This window comes from Paenibacillus sp. SAF-068 (assembly GCF_051967555.1).
Classification (GTDB): domain Bacteria; phylum Bacillota; class Bacilli; order Paenibacillales; family Paenibacillaceae; genus Paenibacillus.
This window is the reverse complement of sequence record NZ_JBQCJX010000003.1, coordinates 494,984-509,764: the sequence shown is the minus strand read 5'-3', so window position 1 is coordinate 509,764 and position 14,781 is coordinate 494,984. Positions and strand designations below refer to the sequence as shown.

At 47.4% G+C, this 14,781-nt stretch carries 14 protein-coding genes; 4 read left to right on the top strand and 10 right to left on the bottom strand.

Annotated elements, in window-relative coordinates; genetic code table 11:
- Positions 1–115 precede the first annotated feature (115 nt).
- Positions 116–1,342 carry an MFS transporter gene (locus tag ACTHPG_RS19985; protein ID WP_440391198.1) on the top strand — a complete coding sequence of 409 codons (1,227 nt, stop codon included), beginning with the start codon at positions 116–118 and terminating at the stop codon, positions 1,340–1,342.
- Between the two features lie 47 nt (positions 1,343–1,389).
- Here ACTHPG_RS19985 and ACTHPG_RS19980 read toward each other — a convergent pair whose 3' ends face one another.
- Both ACTHPG_RS19980 and ACTHPG_RS19975 read right to left on the bottom strand, forming a co-directional pair.
- A complete protein-coding gene (locus tag ACTHPG_RS19980) occupies positions 1,390–2,601 on the bottom strand; it encodes a nitric oxide synthase oxygenase (protein ID WP_440391419.1) in 1,212 nt (403 codons plus the stop codon).
- A gap of 127 nt (positions 2,602–2,728) precedes the next feature.
- Positions 2,729–3,208 carry a Dps family protein gene (locus tag ACTHPG_RS19975; RefSeq protein WP_440391197.1) on the bottom strand — a complete coding sequence of 160 codons (480 nt, stop codon included), beginning with the start codon at positions 3,206–3,208 and terminating at the stop codon, positions 2,729–2,731.
- A 359-nt stretch (positions 3,209–3,567) separates the two neighbouring features.
- On the opposite strand from ACTHPG_RS19975, the gene ACTHPG_RS19970 reads away from it, so the two are divergent.
- Complete coding sequence (locus tag ACTHPG_RS19970; RefSeq protein ID WP_440391196.1) at positions 3,568–3,918, top strand: cupin; 351 nt, start codon at positions 3,568–3,570, stop codon at positions 3,916–3,918.
- Between the two features lie 99 nt (positions 3,919–4,017).
- Here the strand turns inward: ACTHPG_RS19970 and ACTHPG_RS19965 are convergent, their stop codons facing one another.
- On the bottom strand, positions 4,018–4,755 hold the full coding sequence (locus tag ACTHPG_RS19965) for an HAD family hydrolase (protein ID WP_440391195.1): 738 nt from the start codon (positions 4,753–4,755) through the stop codon (positions 4,018–4,020).
- 183 nt (positions 4,756–4,938) lie between these two features.
- Here ACTHPG_RS19965 and ACTHPG_RS19960 point away from each other — a divergent pair, with 183 nt between their 5' ends.
- Positions 4,939–5,124 (top strand): hypothetical protein, encoded by a 186-nt coding sequence (locus ACTHPG_RS19960; protein WP_091013261.1) that lies wholly within the window; start codon positions 4,939–4,941, stop codon positions 5,122–5,124.
- Between the two features lie 184 nt (positions 5,125–5,308).
- Here the strand turns inward: ACTHPG_RS19960 and ACTHPG_RS19955 are convergent, their stop codons facing one another.
- The 7 genes from ACTHPG_RS19955 to ACTHPG_RS19925 form a co-directional block, all read right to left on the bottom strand.
- Positions 5,309–7,048: an adenine deaminase gene (locus tag ACTHPG_RS19955; protein WP_440391194.1), complete on the bottom strand. Its 1,740-nt coding sequence runs from the start codon at positions 7,046–7,048 to the stop codon at positions 5,309–5,311.
- A gap of 170 nt (positions 7,049–7,218) precedes the next feature.
- Entirely contained in the window at positions 7,219–8,277 is a 1,059-nt protein-coding gene (locus ACTHPG_RS19950) for an ABC transporter ATP-binding protein (protein WP_440391193.1), read from the bottom strand.
- Positions 8,278–8,295: 18 nt separating this feature from the next.
- Positions 8,296–9,087, bottom strand: a complete 792-nt coding sequence (locus tag ACTHPG_RS19945) for an ABC transporter permease (RefSeq protein ID WP_017691790.1) — start codon at positions 9,085–9,087, stop codon at positions 8,296–8,298.
- 4 nt (positions 9,088–9,091) lie between these two features.
- Positions 9,092–9,913: an ABC transporter permease gene (locus ACTHPG_RS19940; protein WP_036612869.1), complete on the bottom strand. Its 822-nt coding sequence runs from the start codon at positions 9,911–9,913 to the stop codon at positions 9,092–9,094.
- Between the two features lie 279 nt (positions 9,914–10,192).
- The gene (locus ACTHPG_RS19935) at positions 10,193–11,119 is read right to left on the bottom strand and encodes a nucleoside hydrolase (RefSeq protein ID WP_440391418.1); all 927 of its coding nucleotides are present in this window, start codon (positions 11,117–11,119) and stop codon (positions 10,193–10,195) included.
- A gap of 94 nt (positions 11,120–11,213) precedes the next feature.
- A complete protein-coding gene (locus ACTHPG_RS19930) occupies positions 11,214–12,281 on the bottom strand; it encodes an ABC transporter substrate-binding protein (protein WP_440391417.1) in 1,068 nt (355 codons plus the stop codon).
- Between the two features lie 448 nt (positions 12,282–12,729).
- The gene (locus tag ACTHPG_RS19925) at positions 12,730–13,074 is read right to left on the bottom strand and encodes a Na-translocating system protein MpsC family protein (protein WP_017691786.1); all 345 of its coding nucleotides are present in this window, start codon (positions 13,072–13,074) and stop codon (positions 12,730–12,732) included.
- Positions 13,075–13,449: 375 nt separating this feature from the next.
- Between ACTHPG_RS19925 and ACTHPG_RS19920 the strand changes: the two genes are divergently transcribed.
- The gene (locus ACTHPG_RS19920; protein ID WP_440391192.1) at positions 13,450–14,364 is read left to right on the top strand and encodes a hypothetical protein; all 915 of its coding nucleotides are present in this window, start codon (positions 13,450–13,452) and stop codon (positions 14,362–14,364) included.
- Positions 14,365–14,781 lie beyond the last annotated feature (417 nt).

The window sequence follows — 14,781 nt, the reverse complement described above, 5'->3', positions numbered from 1 at the left end:
TTCTTATTCTCAAAAATCCTGCATACATTACGGGTATATGTCGATATCTACGCATTCCTTTGGGAAATGAAGCACGTTTGGGATTCCATTTTATGTGTGAAAGGAGTCTTGGCTCTTGGATATTCGTCGTAACCTGCCCTTGCTGATGACGATCTGTTTCCTAAGTCAGATGGGCGGATTCATGATCCTGCCTCTGTTTCCTTTGTTTATTGAGGAATTTGGCCTGTCCGGCTGGATGATGGGGGTTATTTTTGCACTTTTCTATGTGGGGAAAGTGATTGGTGGTATTCCTGCTGCGGCAATTTATAAGAAACTCGGGGGTAAACGCGCGCTCATCCTCATGCTGTTACTACTCGCTGTCTGCATGGGTGGCTTCGCTCTGTCTTCTGCTGCGGTGTTGTTCGGCCTGCTCCGACTGCTGCAAGGGCTCGCTTCCACCGGGCTTACCGTGGTCGTGCGTTCCATCATCGGGGATGGGGGTAATGTAGACAACCGCGGCCTGTACAATGGGTATATCAGCAGCAGTGAAGGTGGCGGCATGGTTCTCGGTCCAGTGATTAGTGGCTGGCTCGCACTGCACTGGCCATTGTCGGTGCCTTTTCTGCTTGTTACATTATGTTGTCTGATGGCTGTAGTCGCTGCGATGGGGATGAAGACGGCGGCACCTCCTCTACCTTCAACAACATCCGATGCACTGCATACGCAAGGTACGGGTATCTCCCAATCCAATCAAGCTTCCGGCTCAAAAACGATTAGCCCAACTACAGAGCTTACCCAGCGTCAACAGCTTCTCGGCTACAGTACAGTACATTTTCTGGAGATGAGCGCCTATGCGGTATTCCTCACCTATTTTGCACTGTATGCAGCTCACATCATGCATTGGGACCCCTTTGCAACCAGTCTCGCCTTCACCGTATCCGGGATCTCTACGCTTGCTGCTGCCCCCTTTGTTGGTTATCTCTCTGATCGGTTAGGCGATCGTCTGTTGCTTTGTATGCTCGGCATGTTCCTGATTGGAATCGAAGTTTGTGTATTTCTAAGCACGTCCTCCCATCTATGGGTCTACGTTGGCATGCTGATTGGTGGGGTTGGCGGAGCATGTTACATGGATTCGTTCTTTGCCCATATCGGTGATCACATCCCCGACGAGAGTCGAAGCTCCGTCATAGGCAAAATTGTCTCTGCTGCTGAAATCGGCTCCATCGTATCCCCATTGGTTGCAGCACTGCTGATGGAGGTTGGTTCGCTGTATTCCGTGTTTGTGTTCAATCTGCTACTGATTGCGGTAGCCATTGCCGTTCAGGGTGTGATGCGCAGTCGGTACCGATTGAAAGAGGGGTAACCCTGCGTTTGAAAAAAGGAATACAAAAAATAACCCGCCTGCACAAATTAATGTGCAAACGGGCATTTCATTGGTGCATCCCCGGCCTGTGGCTGGGGATGCTCTACCTTTGCATTCTGCTGCTCACTGCTTCGCAGTTCTACGGCAGATGCCACGCCATCTTTCAGCGTATACGCCTGATCCTGATGGAAAAAGTTCGGCTTCACAATCTCATTGCGATACGAGCTGTGGAAAATATGCGTTGTCGCCGGGGACACTGGCGGAATCAGCCACACCCAATCCCCGGTCAGCGCACGCCCAGCCTTCTCTTCCCGCTGTTCAAACATCGCAAATTGCGCTGCTGCCGTGTGGTGATCCACAATGCTCACGCCTGCTTTCTTAAACGAATGCAGCACAGCGACATTCAACTCCACCAACGCCCGATCCTTCCACAATGTCGTTTCACTTGACGTATTCAACCCCAAGGCTGCCGCCACAGCAGGCAGCTTGTTATATCGGAACGTGTCCGCCAGATTACGGGCACCGATCTCGGTACCCATATACCAACCATTGAACGGCGCTGCCGGGTAGGATATACCGCCAATCTCCAGACGCATATCGGCGATCATCGGCACACCATACCAGCGCATACCCAGCTCTGCAATCTCCTTCTGCTCCGGGTGCTCGAGCATCACTTCCACAATCTCTTCTTCGGGTATAACATACCACTCTGGCGCTTGTCCTTGTGCCTGTATAATGATCGGTAACACATCATAAGAGCCACCTGCTCCTTGCCAGCCAAGGGACATGGCAACTTTGGTCAGCTCCACGGAAGCAGGATCTCCAATAATGCCTTGCTCTGTCTCATATCCTGCATAACGAATAAGCTGATGATTCCAGAGGCGTACCGGGGCTCCCTTCGGTCCATCTGGTGGAAGAATAGTGATCATCGGGATCACTTTACCACCGTTGGATGCCACATGAATATGATTCAACACAGCATCCGCTGCCGTTCCTGCCGTATCGGCATGACGGGCATCCACGATCCGCAATTTATCCCAGAACAGTCGCCCGATGCAGCGGTTGCTGTTCCGCCAGGCCATTTTGCAACCTTGCTCCAATTCCTCTGTGGTATGTACATAGGTACCCGTCACTTCGATCTCGTCCATAACGCCAACAAGCCGGGCCTGCGCGTCTTCACGCGAATGGCCCAGCTCTTCATAACATGTATATACAAACCGTTCAGCTTCTTCCTGCAATTGTTCCAGGTCTGACCGCATCATTCATTCCACCATTCTGTACATCTTGGATGCCATCATTATACGGCAAGCATACCGGATTTGTAAGCGAACGGACACTTTGTTCACGGACTCTACATATCGTTGTCAGGATGAAGGGTAACCATGCTTATTTGCCCAGAAATGCGTTTAACATCCAGACCTCTTTATCCAACGCAGCGGTGAATCCGATCAGCATATCTTCTGTTGCGTTATCTTCTGCTTCCCCCACTTCGTGAATGCCTTGATGAATCACTTCTACCATTGTACGCAGATCAGCAACCACCGACTCTACCATACGCTCAGCAGACAACAGGCCTTGTGCCTCTTCAATGGGAGACAGACGCAGTTGTTCAGCCATCGTAGCCACCGGACGTCCACCAATAGCCAGCAAACGTTCTGCAACTTCGTCCATATTCGCCGTAGCCATGTTGTACAACTCTTCGAATTTGGCATGCAGTGTGAAGAAATGAGGTCCTTGGACATACCAGTGGAAGTTATGCAGTTTCGTGTACAGCACAGACCAGCCTGCGATCTGACGGTTCAGGACATCTTGAAGTGCTGTGGCATGGTTAGCAAAAGTATTGTTTCTAGTTTGGATTGTGCTCATGGAATTTATCCCCTCTCGAATATAAAAATAGAATTTAAATGATTGTTATGGCGTTGCTTTGATTCATCATTTTAATTTAGACTTAATCTAAATCTTGTTTTAATTATAGCACTGCATATGCGATTTGGGAAGGCTTTTGCACTGTCTTGTAAATGAAGATTCCATGAAGTGCAGCTTCATGGAATCGTTGGTACATGCAATTAGAAGAATGATGATTGCATGCAAACTATTCCTCAATGATTGGGGCTATGATAGACTCATCTGATTGGGTTTCCATTTTTTTTGGAGTAGGATGATACCCATCATAAGGATCGTTGCCATTGTAGGAAGTTAACTTTATCACTATTGCGGAGGTAAACATGAGGATATTTCAATTTAAACAAGAGTCCGGGAAGAAGATTACCAAATTTGATTCTAATTTCGTCATGTCACGTATTACGCAGACCGACAAAGCAGCTCATATCGGATGTATGCACTTGGCTGAGGGCGGAGTAGTGGGTTATCACCAAGCTGTCGTTCCACAACTCCTTTTGATCGTAAATGGAGAAGGCTGGGTTAGAGGCGAAGCGAATGAATACATCAAAGTTCATTGTGGCGAAGCGGTACTCTGGGATACACATGAATGGCACGAAACCAAAACAGAAACTGGACTCATGGCCATTGTAATTGAAAGTGAAGAGTTAGACACCGCATTATTGCTGCCTTTGTAGAAGGTATAACGGCTTAAAAAATGGAGTTCTCCTTTAACACTAAAAAGCAGACCTGCACCTAAAAAGGTAACAGGACTGCTCCTTTAAACATTGATCTCCTTAAACTCGAACAATCTCAAAAGTCAGAATACTACTGATCTCCTCATAGCTTGATGCTACAAAATGGGGCTGATGATCGGATTCCGGCAACGCCTCCCGATGATTGAACCAGATAACTGTCCATCCCGCATCAACTGCACCTACCACATCATTACGCCACGAGTCTCCAATGTAATAGCTGGAACGAGCATCTGTCTCGGTCTGCTTGCTCACATAGTCAAACAACCTGCGATCCGGCTTTGCATAACCAGTCGTACCGGAAATGAAGACCAGATGCTCGTCCACGAGGCTGAGCACATCCAGTGCTTCAAGCTTGCGCCGCTGATGCTCTCCTTCTCCATTGGTGATGAGACCGACCGTGTGGCCTTCTGCCTGAAGCCTTCTGATTAGCTCATACGCTCCTTCAAAAGGCACAATCTCGAACTGTCTGCTTAGATACTGGGCTTGCAGTTCTTCAGCCTGTCCCGGTTGTAGATGGAGTCCAAACTCCTCCATCGTCATCTCAAACCTCCGACGACGCATTCGCTCCACTGCATCCGGCTCCGGTACAGCAGACAGATCTTCTTGTGCAGACAGCCAGTCACTGTAATAACGAAAACGGTGATAGGCATCAGCAAAAGGGAAATCATCCAACAGGCCGAGAACATCCTGCAACGCCCCGCGAAGCGGCTGTAAGTGATCATATAAAGTATCATCAACGTCGAAAAATATGGTTTTGACATCATTTTTTATATTCATAGTTGTAACCGATCCTCCTGCTCCTGTCTCAAACATTCTCTTCTTATTACTATATATGTGATCCTACGCCTCGTCCAAAAGGGTTTTGGTAAACGTGGACAATCCATGATTGCCACATCCCAGTTACTGGAATATAATTTATTAAGGATCACATCCAAAATGATTAAAAGGTGGAATGAACATATGAGTACTACAATAGAGAAATGCACCGATTGTGGAGGCACGTCCTTCGTACAGGCATCCGACTTCATCAATCTTCGTCCATTGGATAAGAAATTGTCGATTGGTTCAGAAAGAGTATATACCGTGTGTTTGGACTGCGGAGAAGTGGTCTCCATTAAGGTGAAGAATCCAGAGAAATTAAAATAAGCAGGGTTCGTATTTAATATAATTACAAGAACATGATAATACGAATATGAATCCGTGAAAAAGAAGCCCTGGCTCACCTGAGTGAACTGGGGCTTCTTTTTCTTATGGAACACACAGTCAATATAACAACGAATCATCTAGTGAATCATCGGAAGAAGACCACCAGATGTGTCTATCCACTCACTTATACAATTAATGATACAACCTTACCTGCATTCACATCAATCAGTCCATGGTCCGTAATCTTAAGCGCTGGACTTACGGCAAGGGAGTGAGTACTTAACGACATGATCGGGTTGTAATGTACATAACCAAGAGACAGCATAGCTGCGCGCAGTTCCTTCACTTGATGGGACACCACTGCAAGTGGTTCTTCCGTCAGAATGCCACCTACGGGAAGTTCCAGATGGGACAGTACCTTGCCGTCTTCCACCACACAGAAGCCACCCTGGCTCGAAATTACGGTGTTAGCTGCCAATATCATATCTTCACGATTCCGTCCTACAACCAGCAGGTTGTGATTGTCATGTGAATATGTCGTTGCAATGGCGCCACGCTTGATGGTGTCTCCACCGATCAGACCATGTGCATGATTGCCGTTCACGCCATATCGTTCAAAGGTTGCGATTTGTGCATATCCACTTTCTTCCCAGCGCAATTCGCCATCCGAAGACTGAATCGGTGCAATATGCTCCTCCACAAAAGTAGAACCATCCTTGACCATCATGACACGGCATTGATATTCACCTTCACTGGCAAGATCAACACCTGATCCACTGACTTTCGGGTCTGACAAGCGAATTGCAAAGTCTGCTGCGCCCAGCTTCTCCAACTGTACACTCTTATAGAAGTGAGGTGGAAACTGACCGGTTGTCCGTTCCTGCTTATACGGTTCGTAATCGTCATAAGCTTTGCGGCCGTTTTTGTACACCTGATCAATCGACAGTTCCTTTAGGTTGGACAGCAACACGTAGTCGGCCACTTTGCCTGGGGCAACGCTGCCACGGTCGGTCATTTTCATGCGGGAAGCGGGAGTAACCGTTGCTGCGTAGATCGCATCTTCCGGACGCATCCCCATCTGAATTGCCTTGCGTACGATGTGGTCCAGATGACCACGCTCCACCAGTGAATCCGGCATCACATCATCCGTTACGAAGCAGAAATGCTGTGCCACATCATGTTGAAGCAGATACTCCATGACCTCAGGCGTCATCGATTTCTCCTGAATTTCAATGAACATGCCTGCTGCAATCCGCGCCTGCAATCCCTCAATGCTCTGATGAGTATGATCAGAATCAATACCTGCGTAGATCAGTCGATGCAGATCGAGTCCAAGCAGTTTCGGTGTATGTCCTTCGATCACGAGATCGGGGTAGTTTTTGCGGATATGCTGTAAAATCTGGTTCGTCTTGCACTCCGGATCACGGATAACATCGACGTAATTCATGATCTCGCCCAGACAGATGATCTCGCCGGTGGCAAGCAGCACATCCATATCTTCGATCTCAATCGAACCGCCTGTTGTCTCCATCGGGGTTGCCGGGACAGAACTTGGGATCGCATAGAACATGTCCACCGTCGTCTCCCGACTTGCGGCCATCATCTCCTGCACCCCTTCAAGCCCAAACACATTCGCCATCTCATGCGGTTCTGCGACAATGGACGTTACACCACAACCAATCAGACCATGGGAAAAGGTTTCCGGTGTCACCATCGTACTTTCAATATGCAGATGGATATCGATCAAGCCAGGAATCATGTATCTTCCTCGTGCATCAATGACTTCGTCTGCCTGAATCATCTCCGGTCCACCGGGTCCAACGTATAAGAATCTGCCGTCGAGCACAGCGACGTTATTCATCTCAAACCGTTTATAATAACTGTTATACACATGTACATTCACAATTAGTTGATCTGCACGCATGGGGCATAATCTCCTTCTTCACAAGCATTCAACGCGATCCGAACCGGACAAACCTGTACTTTAATCTGCTATACTGCACATGATTGCGCACCACTGTCATTGTCCGGAACATCGCATGAAATGCCTTCTTTGCTGCTCTTATTTCGTAAAGCTACTCCCTACATTCACGACTACTCTACCAGCACAAGCTTATCTTGCGGGAAAATCAGGTTAACACGCTGTCCACTAAGGTACGGTGTTTCCATCTCCTGATTGGCTGTAAAGTCACCCAGTTCCGTCTCAACCACATACTGATAGCTGCGTCCCAGATAGGTGCTGACTTTGATAATCCCGGGCAAGGCGTTAACCACATCCGCAGAGGTATCTCCACTAACAATCAGATCATCCGGCCGAATCGCGCCTTTACGTGCACCGGGACGGGCTGTTCCGGGATGTGCTGTTGCTGTAAATGTGCGTCCACCTGCGCTCAGTGTGATTAATTCACCTGCATCGGTGCGATCCGCGAATTCAATAAAATTATGGAATCCGATGAATCGTGCGACAAACTCCGTTGCCGGATATTTGAAAATCGTTTCCGGGCGGTCGAGCTGCTCGACCACGCCTTTGTTCATAATCGCGACCTGATCCGAGATCGAGAAGCATTCTTCCTGGTCATGAGAAACATACAGCGTTGTGATACCCAGCTCTTGCTGAATCCGGCGAATCTCCACCCGCATATTGAGTCGCAGGTTCGCATCCAGATTACTGAGCGGTTCGTCGAACAAGAGCAGATCAGGCTCGATGACCAATGCGCGGGCAATCGCCACACGCTGACGCTGTCCACCCGACAGTTCTTGTGGAAAACGTTTCTCAAATCCATTCAGGTTAACCACCTCAAGGATTCGCATTACACGGGAAGAGATATCCTTGTCTTTTACCTTGCGCATCCGCAGGCCAAAGGCCACGTTGTCAAAGACAGACAGATGCGGGAATAATGCATAACTCTGAAATACAAATCCGAAGTTCCGCTTGTTCGCCGGAACCTTCGTATAATCCTTGCCGCCGAACATAAACTTGCCCTGCGATGCTTCCAGGAATCCGGCGATGAGGCGCAGCGTAGTTGTTTTGCCGCAACCGCTCGGTCCGAGCAGGGAGAGCAGCTTACCTTTTTCCAGATCCAACTGAAAATCCTTCAGGATTGTCTGCTTATCGTATGCCACGGATACGTGGTCTAATGTCAGCAATGCCATAGCGTTCTGCGCCTCCAATTAACGTTTAGTAAAGTATGAAAATCCGCCCATGATCCGTTCAATCACGAACATTAAGAGTCCGGTCAGTACCATCAACAGCACGGAAATGGCTGCAATCGTCGGGTCAAAGTAATTCTCGACATAGGTCAGCATCTGAATTGGCAATGTACTTACCCCTGGTCCGGTCATGAACACCGAGATGTCCACGTTGTTGAACGACTCCAGGAAGGCAATCAGCACCGCCGCGATAATTCCTGATCGGATGTTGGGAAGCACGATCGTGAAGAACGTTCTTACCCGTCCCGCACCAAGACTCAGCGCTGCTTCTTCTACTGCAAAATCAAAGCTCGACAGACTCGATGCGATAACCCGAATGATGAATGGAAGCATGATAATCGTATGACCGATCAACAATCCGAGATACATTGGCAGATGGTAGATGACGATCAGATATTTCATTAATGTAAAACCAAGCACGATTCCCGGAATCAGTACCGGGGACAGGAACAGTGCGTTCAGCACAGACTTGCCTTTGAAATCGTAACGACTGAGTGCATACGCAGCCGGTACTCCGAGCACCAGTGCCAACAGGTTCCCCAGCAAGGAAATGATGATGGACGTCTGGAACGTGCGGAGGAAACCGCCTGTGTTGAAAATATTCTCATACCAGCGGAAGGAGAACCCTTCCGGCGGAAATTTGAGTACCGTTCCCGGTTCAAACGAAGTGACCGATATGATCAGAAGCGGGCCCAGCAGAAAGATAAAGACCAGCAGACTGAACAGGCCCAGCCCGATATGTTTCTCCCGCATATGTCTACCCCTTCGGATTTAAAGTTTTGGCCATTTTGTTCATGACACCGACCACGACAAATGTAATTACAATCATAATCGCGGCAACAACCGAGGCCAGATACCAGTCGTTGAGGGTCATGGCGTTCTGATACAGGAACGTAGCAATCACGCGCTGCTTGCCTCCTAGGAGGGCAGGTGTCGTATACGCCGTCAGGCTTCCGACAAAGACAAGCACGGCTCCGATCACAAGTCCTGGCACAGCCAGTGGGAACACAACCCGGCGGAACGCCGTAATGCGCGATGCGCCCAGACTTTGTGCTGCTTTGAGCAGGTCACCGTCAATATTCTCAAGTACACCGACCAGAGAGATAATCATCAGTGGCAGGAACAAATGCGTTAGACCGATCATCATCGCTGCGGGCGTGTACAAAATGTCCAGCGGCTTGTCCACGATACCCAGGCCAACAAGGGTGTTATTGATCAGCCCTTTGCGTCCAAGGATAATCATCCAGCTAAACGAGCGCACGACCGGGCTCGTCAGCAGCGGGAAGATCGCCAGTGCCAGCAAAATGCCTTTGCGGCGTGGCGCTTTCTGCGAAATATAATAAGCTGTCGGGAATCCGAGCACCACACAGACGATGGTGGTGACCACGCTGACTTGCAGCGTCGTAAGCAATATTTTCAAAAAGTATGGGTCTCTGAAAAAATGCATGTATCCTTCAAACGTGAAGGAGTTTTCCTGGAAAAACGTCGACCCGATCGTCAGGACAATCGGAATGATCATAAATGCCGCCAAAAATACGAATCCCGGCAGCAATAGCCAGTAGATTACTGATTTCTTCATCGCGATACTCCTGACTTGTAAAATGGTTTTATTCACACGTTTCACTGGCGCACATTTCAAAAAATATCCACGTTCATTGCATCAGCCGTTCCGGTTACGAATCGTTCTTACGATCGCTGTTATCCTTGGATTTTCTTGATCTCCTTCTTAATAGAAGGAAAAATCCAAGGATAAAGGCGAACGCTTCGCTTCTTAAGAATCGATTTCGTCCCCTACACTACCAGCGCAATACGTAAGGATTAATTTTCAAATTGAACGCCAATGCCGTAAAGATCATAACTACGCGTTTAACGCGTTGATAAACAGTTCAAGGAAGCTTTCTGCGTCTACAGTTTCGCAGACGAGGGTGTTGGGCGGCTCGCCCAGACGGTTTTGGAAGTCGCATACCATCTGGCCATCGCACAGGCGGCTGGCGGTTTCGACATCGACGTAATACGATTTGCGTCCTACCAATTCAGGAGCAAGAGCTACACCAACGGCCAGCGGATCATGCAGGGCACAAGCCCTTACACTGTTCATTTGTTCATAACGGTTAATATATATCTCCGTGCTCTGAGCCACGTACGCGCGCAGTGCAGGATCAGTGAGACGCTCAATCGTTGCTTCATTCAGCAGTGTTTGACGCGTCACATCCAGTCCGACTTGAGTAAGCTTCTCGATGCCTGCGTGCAACACGATGCGGGCCGCTTCCGGATCGGCGTAGGTGTTGTACTCGGCGGTCGGTGTAATGTTGCCATGTCCGCGAACCACACCACCCATGAAGATGACTTCCTTCAATAAAGAAGGCAATTCAGGACACTTCATCAGCGCGAGTGCCAGGTTCGTTAAGGGTGCAGTCATGATTAATGTCAGTTCGCCTGGATATAACTTGGCTTGTTCCACGATAAAGTCCGGTGCAAACCCGTCCTCGGCTTGCTTGGACACTGCCGGATCAGGCAGCGCACCGCCCAATCCATCCTGTCCATGTACCCGGTGTTCATAATGCGACTTGCGAGTAAGGGGTCCTGCCGCTCCTGCAATCACCGGAATTTCAGTTGCATCCGCAAGTTCAAGAATTTTGCACGTATTCTCTGTTGCCTGCTGGAGTGATACGTTCCCACAGACTGTGGTAATACCGAGAATGTCCAGCTTCCGGCTTTTGACCGCCAGCAATATTGCCAGTGCGTCGTCAATCCCCGTGTCCACATCCAAAATGATGCGTTTCAGCGCTTCACTCATCCGTTCTCAACTCCTATACAGTGATTGGTTGCTTGCTGCAAATGATATAAGTTCAACATATCGATCAAAGGTAGCTTTTGTTTTATTGTGCAATCTCACGGTTCCAGCGATCTGTCCAGCCTTTAACCTGTTGATTCACGAATTCCATATCCAGCTTGTTCAGTTTCTCAACAACGTCAGCGCCATATGTTACGCCTTCTGCTTCTTCAGCAGTCAATTCAACCTTGGTGTTTACCGGAGAATCGACTTTGGCTTTAGCGGATTTCGCTTGTACATCTTGACTGAGCTGCCAGTTGATGAACTCCTCAGCGAGCTCTTTGTTTTTGCTGCCCTTCACGACATTGATCGTGTTCATTACGGCATATGCGCCTTCACTAGGTGTAACAAACTTCGCATTAGGAATAGCAGCTTTCAGATCTTTGAAATACATTTCCATGATCGGTCCGCCTGCAATCTCTTCCTGGGAGAACATGTTCACGAACTCGGACGTTTGGCTATAGAATTTCACCACATTGCCACTAAGTTTTTTCAGTTCTGCAAATGCCGCATCTTCATTAAACGTCTCATTACCAGCTACACGAGAAGCTGCATCCACAACCATTGGACCGGCTGTTGCCGTAATATTCGGGATAGTCAGATTACCCTCAAACGCCGGGTCCCACAGGTCACTCCATGAAGTCACTTCTTTGGAAACAAGGTCCGGGTTATAAGCGATTCCGAGCTGTCCAACTGTGTAAGCCGGGCCATAATCTTCACCAAGCGGGGCTTTGGCAATATCATAAATGTCATTTACATTTGGAATTTTGGAGCGATCGATTTTTTCAAACAGACCTTCATCGATACCTTGTTGTGCATAGTAGTCAGACAGGTAGATGACATCGACATTTGATGTACCTTGACGGATTTTGTTCAGACGCTCAGCGTTATTGCCGACTTCGAGTACGATGTCCACATTATGTTCTTTTTCAAAGGGGCCAAATACCGATTCATTGAAGAAATCTTCCGAGAAGCCCCAAGTGGAGATAACCAATTTGGTAGCTGCCGTTCCTCCATTGCCTGATCCGCCTGTTGCATCCTCTGTGCTGCCACAACCTGCAAGTAATACCGATGTCATTGCCACTGCTGCCAAACCGCTAATCCACTTTTTCATCATGATCCTGATTCCCCCTGATATGTGTGTTTTAACAACCCAACCAATAAGTTGAACTAGCTTGATAACACATCTTACGTAGAAAACAGAAAGAACCTGGAGAAACGAAGTGTTCGCCTTTATCACAAGATTTCTCCCTTAGATAAGGGAATAGAAGAAATCTGGGGATAACAGCGATTGAAAGGTCTTTCTAATTTTCGAAGAATATGATGTGTTATACAGGGCTAGTTCGACTTAAAAAACAAAAAGAAAAGCATTCTTGTATAAACAAGAACACTTTTCTTCGTAAACAAAGGAAAGCGACACCCGCTGCCGGTACATCATCGGTTTCTGCTTCAGAATCAATCCAAAGACAGACGCCATCATATGAAATTGTACGGAACCTGATCATGAAATTGGGCCACAACCTCCGTATACATCAACAAGAATTAATCCTGCCGATCCATCCTTAGGCCTGTTCCAGAATCACATTTGTAATGGCCCACTGGGTGGACGCATCATAATCCCGCAATATAGCTTCAATTGGCAAACCCATGTGTTGCTCGAGCTTCTCCCGGAATTTCTTCTTATATAAGACAGACATGCGGAAGTCCACTTCCAGCTTTAAGCCGGGGGCCTCCCCTTCCAGGGCATCAGAGCGCGGTGAACGTCGGTGCTTAGCGTAGAAGGTCACAATATTCTGGTCAATGGTCACTCTCAGGAGAGTGGTGCCAAATCCGAACAGTTCCTTCGAGATTTCGTTATAATACTGGCACATCTTCTTCTTGCTCTCATTGCTGTCCAGTAGTTCCATGAACTCACCCACATCTCTTACTACCGTACATTCGACGTGTTAACACGATTGATTATACATAAATATACGATCATAGGCAACCCAAAAGATATAGTTAACATGTAAATCACACACAGAAGCGAACGATAAGACATAAACGCCTATAAACAATTCGTCTTATACCACACTGTAATTTACATTAATATGCCTGCATGTCAGTTCTATACTATTGTTACTTCCAAGCTCCATTTTAATACACTGCATTCGAGTCATCGTTTCAACTTTCCCGATTAGGGTATTAATTCCTGCAAAACATAGACAAACTTCGTCAATAACCGTTAAAATGAGACACAATGTTTACCTGTTTTTATTTTCTAGAAATTGGAGGCTTAACCCATGAAATGTCCAGTATGTAATCATGAAAATGGAGATGCTCATTTTTGCGAGAGGTGCGGCTCTAATCTGACGCAGACAACCTCTTCACCCGCTGCTGTACCGAATCCGGAGTCTGCTGCTCCTGAACCGGAATACACCCGTTGGTCCAGCACACAAACCACATCTTCCCAGGCACCTGTTCCATCCAGCACGCCAGCCGTCTCTACTCAAAAGCAACAGACAACAGAATCAACAGGGTCCAATGACCATGCTTCTGCAGGAGATAATAGCTCCAATCAATGGAATAACATTGCACAGAACGAGAAGGTTCAGCAAGCCAAAGAAGTCAGCAAACAGTATCTATCCTATTTCCTCAGTGTATTGGCCCGTCCTTATCAGACGATGAAAACCGTTGGTGACCAGCATTCACTAAATGGATGGCTTACGATGGCACTGATTGCAGTCCTATCTTCTACATACTTCTTGATTACCTTTAGTCGCATAGGCATGGACGGCCTGTTCATTGGTGGATTTATCCGGCCGCTGTTGTTCACCGCCATTATCCTGATTGTCTCTATTGCGCTGATGTACGCTATTCTGAAGATTGAAAAAATATCATTCCGTCCAAAAACATTGGTTGCCCAGTTCGGTACATTGCTTGTTCCCGCTGTCGTATCCCTTGTTCTGGCGAATCTGTTTATTATCATCTCGTATTCCATCGCAATCTCCTTGCTTGCTGTCTCGTATATCATTGTCTTTGTCGCTTTGAATTCAGTATTGCTTCAATATCCACTGAATCGCACCAAAGCAGCCATCGACAGTATGTACAGCGTGCTGATCGCCAATGTGGTCGTCTTCTTCATTCTGTATCGCTTGTTGGGTGAAGTTATTATGGGACTGATCGGATTGATGATGTCACCGTTTGGCCGTCTGTAAACGGGTTTAGTTGGAATAAAGCTGATTTACACTTGTTACTTCGATGACAGAACAACCTTCCGATCGCTGTTATCTCAGATTTTTTTTAATTCACTTTTACAAAGGTTGAAAATCTGATGATAAAGGCGAACGCTTCTGCTTCTTCAGGTTCTTTCTGTCCTCTACGTTTTCGTGTAAATGGTTATTCCAATAAATATAAATTTTCTGACTCTTTAGATTCATACTAGGCTTTCCCTGCTCACGCCGGGAAGGTCTTTTTTATGTTTTCTAAGACATCGTTGCGCTGGGCATATGTCATACACTATAATGTGTAGTGCAATAGGTATGTTCTTATTTACGTAACAAATCGATTCAGCAACGCCCGTTACGTCATGAGATCATTCAACATTGCCATTAACACTACGACATGTAGTGTAT

What these genes read in the sequence shown, in the direction of transcription:
- ACTHPG_RS19980 (WP_440391419.1), bottom strand. Translation starts at nt 2,601, where the DNA reads ATGCGGTCAGACCTGGAACAATTGCAGGAAGAAGCTGAACGGTTTGTA.
- ACTHPG_RS19975 (WP_440391197.1), bottom strand. Translation starts at nt 3,208, where the DNA reads ATGAGCACAATCCAAACTAGAAACAATACTTTTGCTAACCATGCCACA.
- ACTHPG_RS19970 (WP_440391196.1), top strand. Translation starts at nt 3,568, where the DNA reads ATGAGGATATTTCAATTTAAACAAGAGTCCGGGAAGAAGATTACCAAA.
- ACTHPG_RS19965 (WP_440391195.1), bottom strand. Translation starts at nt 4,755, where the DNA reads ATGAATATAAAAAATGATGTCAAAACCATATTTTTCGACGTTGATGAT.
- ACTHPG_RS19960 (WP_091013261.1), top strand. Translation starts at nt 4,939, where the DNA reads ATGAGTACTACAATAGAGAAATGCACCGATTGTGGAGGCACGTCCTTC.
- ACTHPG_RS19955 (WP_440391194.1), bottom strand. Translation starts at nt 7,048, where the DNA reads ATGCGTGCAGATCAACTAATTGTGAATGTACATGTGTATAACAGTTAT.
- ACTHPG_RS19950 (WP_440391193.1), bottom strand. Translation starts at nt 8,277, where the DNA reads ATGGCATTGCTGACATTAGACCACGTATCCGTGGCATACGATAAGCAG.
- ACTHPG_RS19945 (WP_017691790.1), bottom strand. Translation starts at nt 9,087, where the DNA reads ATGCGGGAGAAACATATCGGGCTGGGCCTGTTCAGTCTGCTGGTCTTT.
- ACTHPG_RS19940 (WP_036612869.1), bottom strand. Translation starts at nt 9,913, where the DNA reads ATGAAGAAATCAGTAATCTACTGGCTATTGCTGCCGGGATTCGTATTT.
- ACTHPG_RS19930 (WP_440391417.1), bottom strand. Translation starts at nt 12,281, where the DNA reads ATGAAAAAGTGGATTAGCGGTTTGGCAGCAGTGGCAATGACATCGGTA.
- ACTHPG_RS19925 (WP_017691786.1), bottom strand. Translation starts at nt 13,074, where the DNA reads ATGGAACTACTGGACAGCAATGAGAGCAAGAAGAAGATGTGCCAGTAT.
- ACTHPG_RS19920 (WP_440391192.1), top strand. Translation starts at nt 13,450, where the DNA reads ATGAAATGTCCAGTATGTAATCATGAAAATGGAGATGCTCATTTTTGC.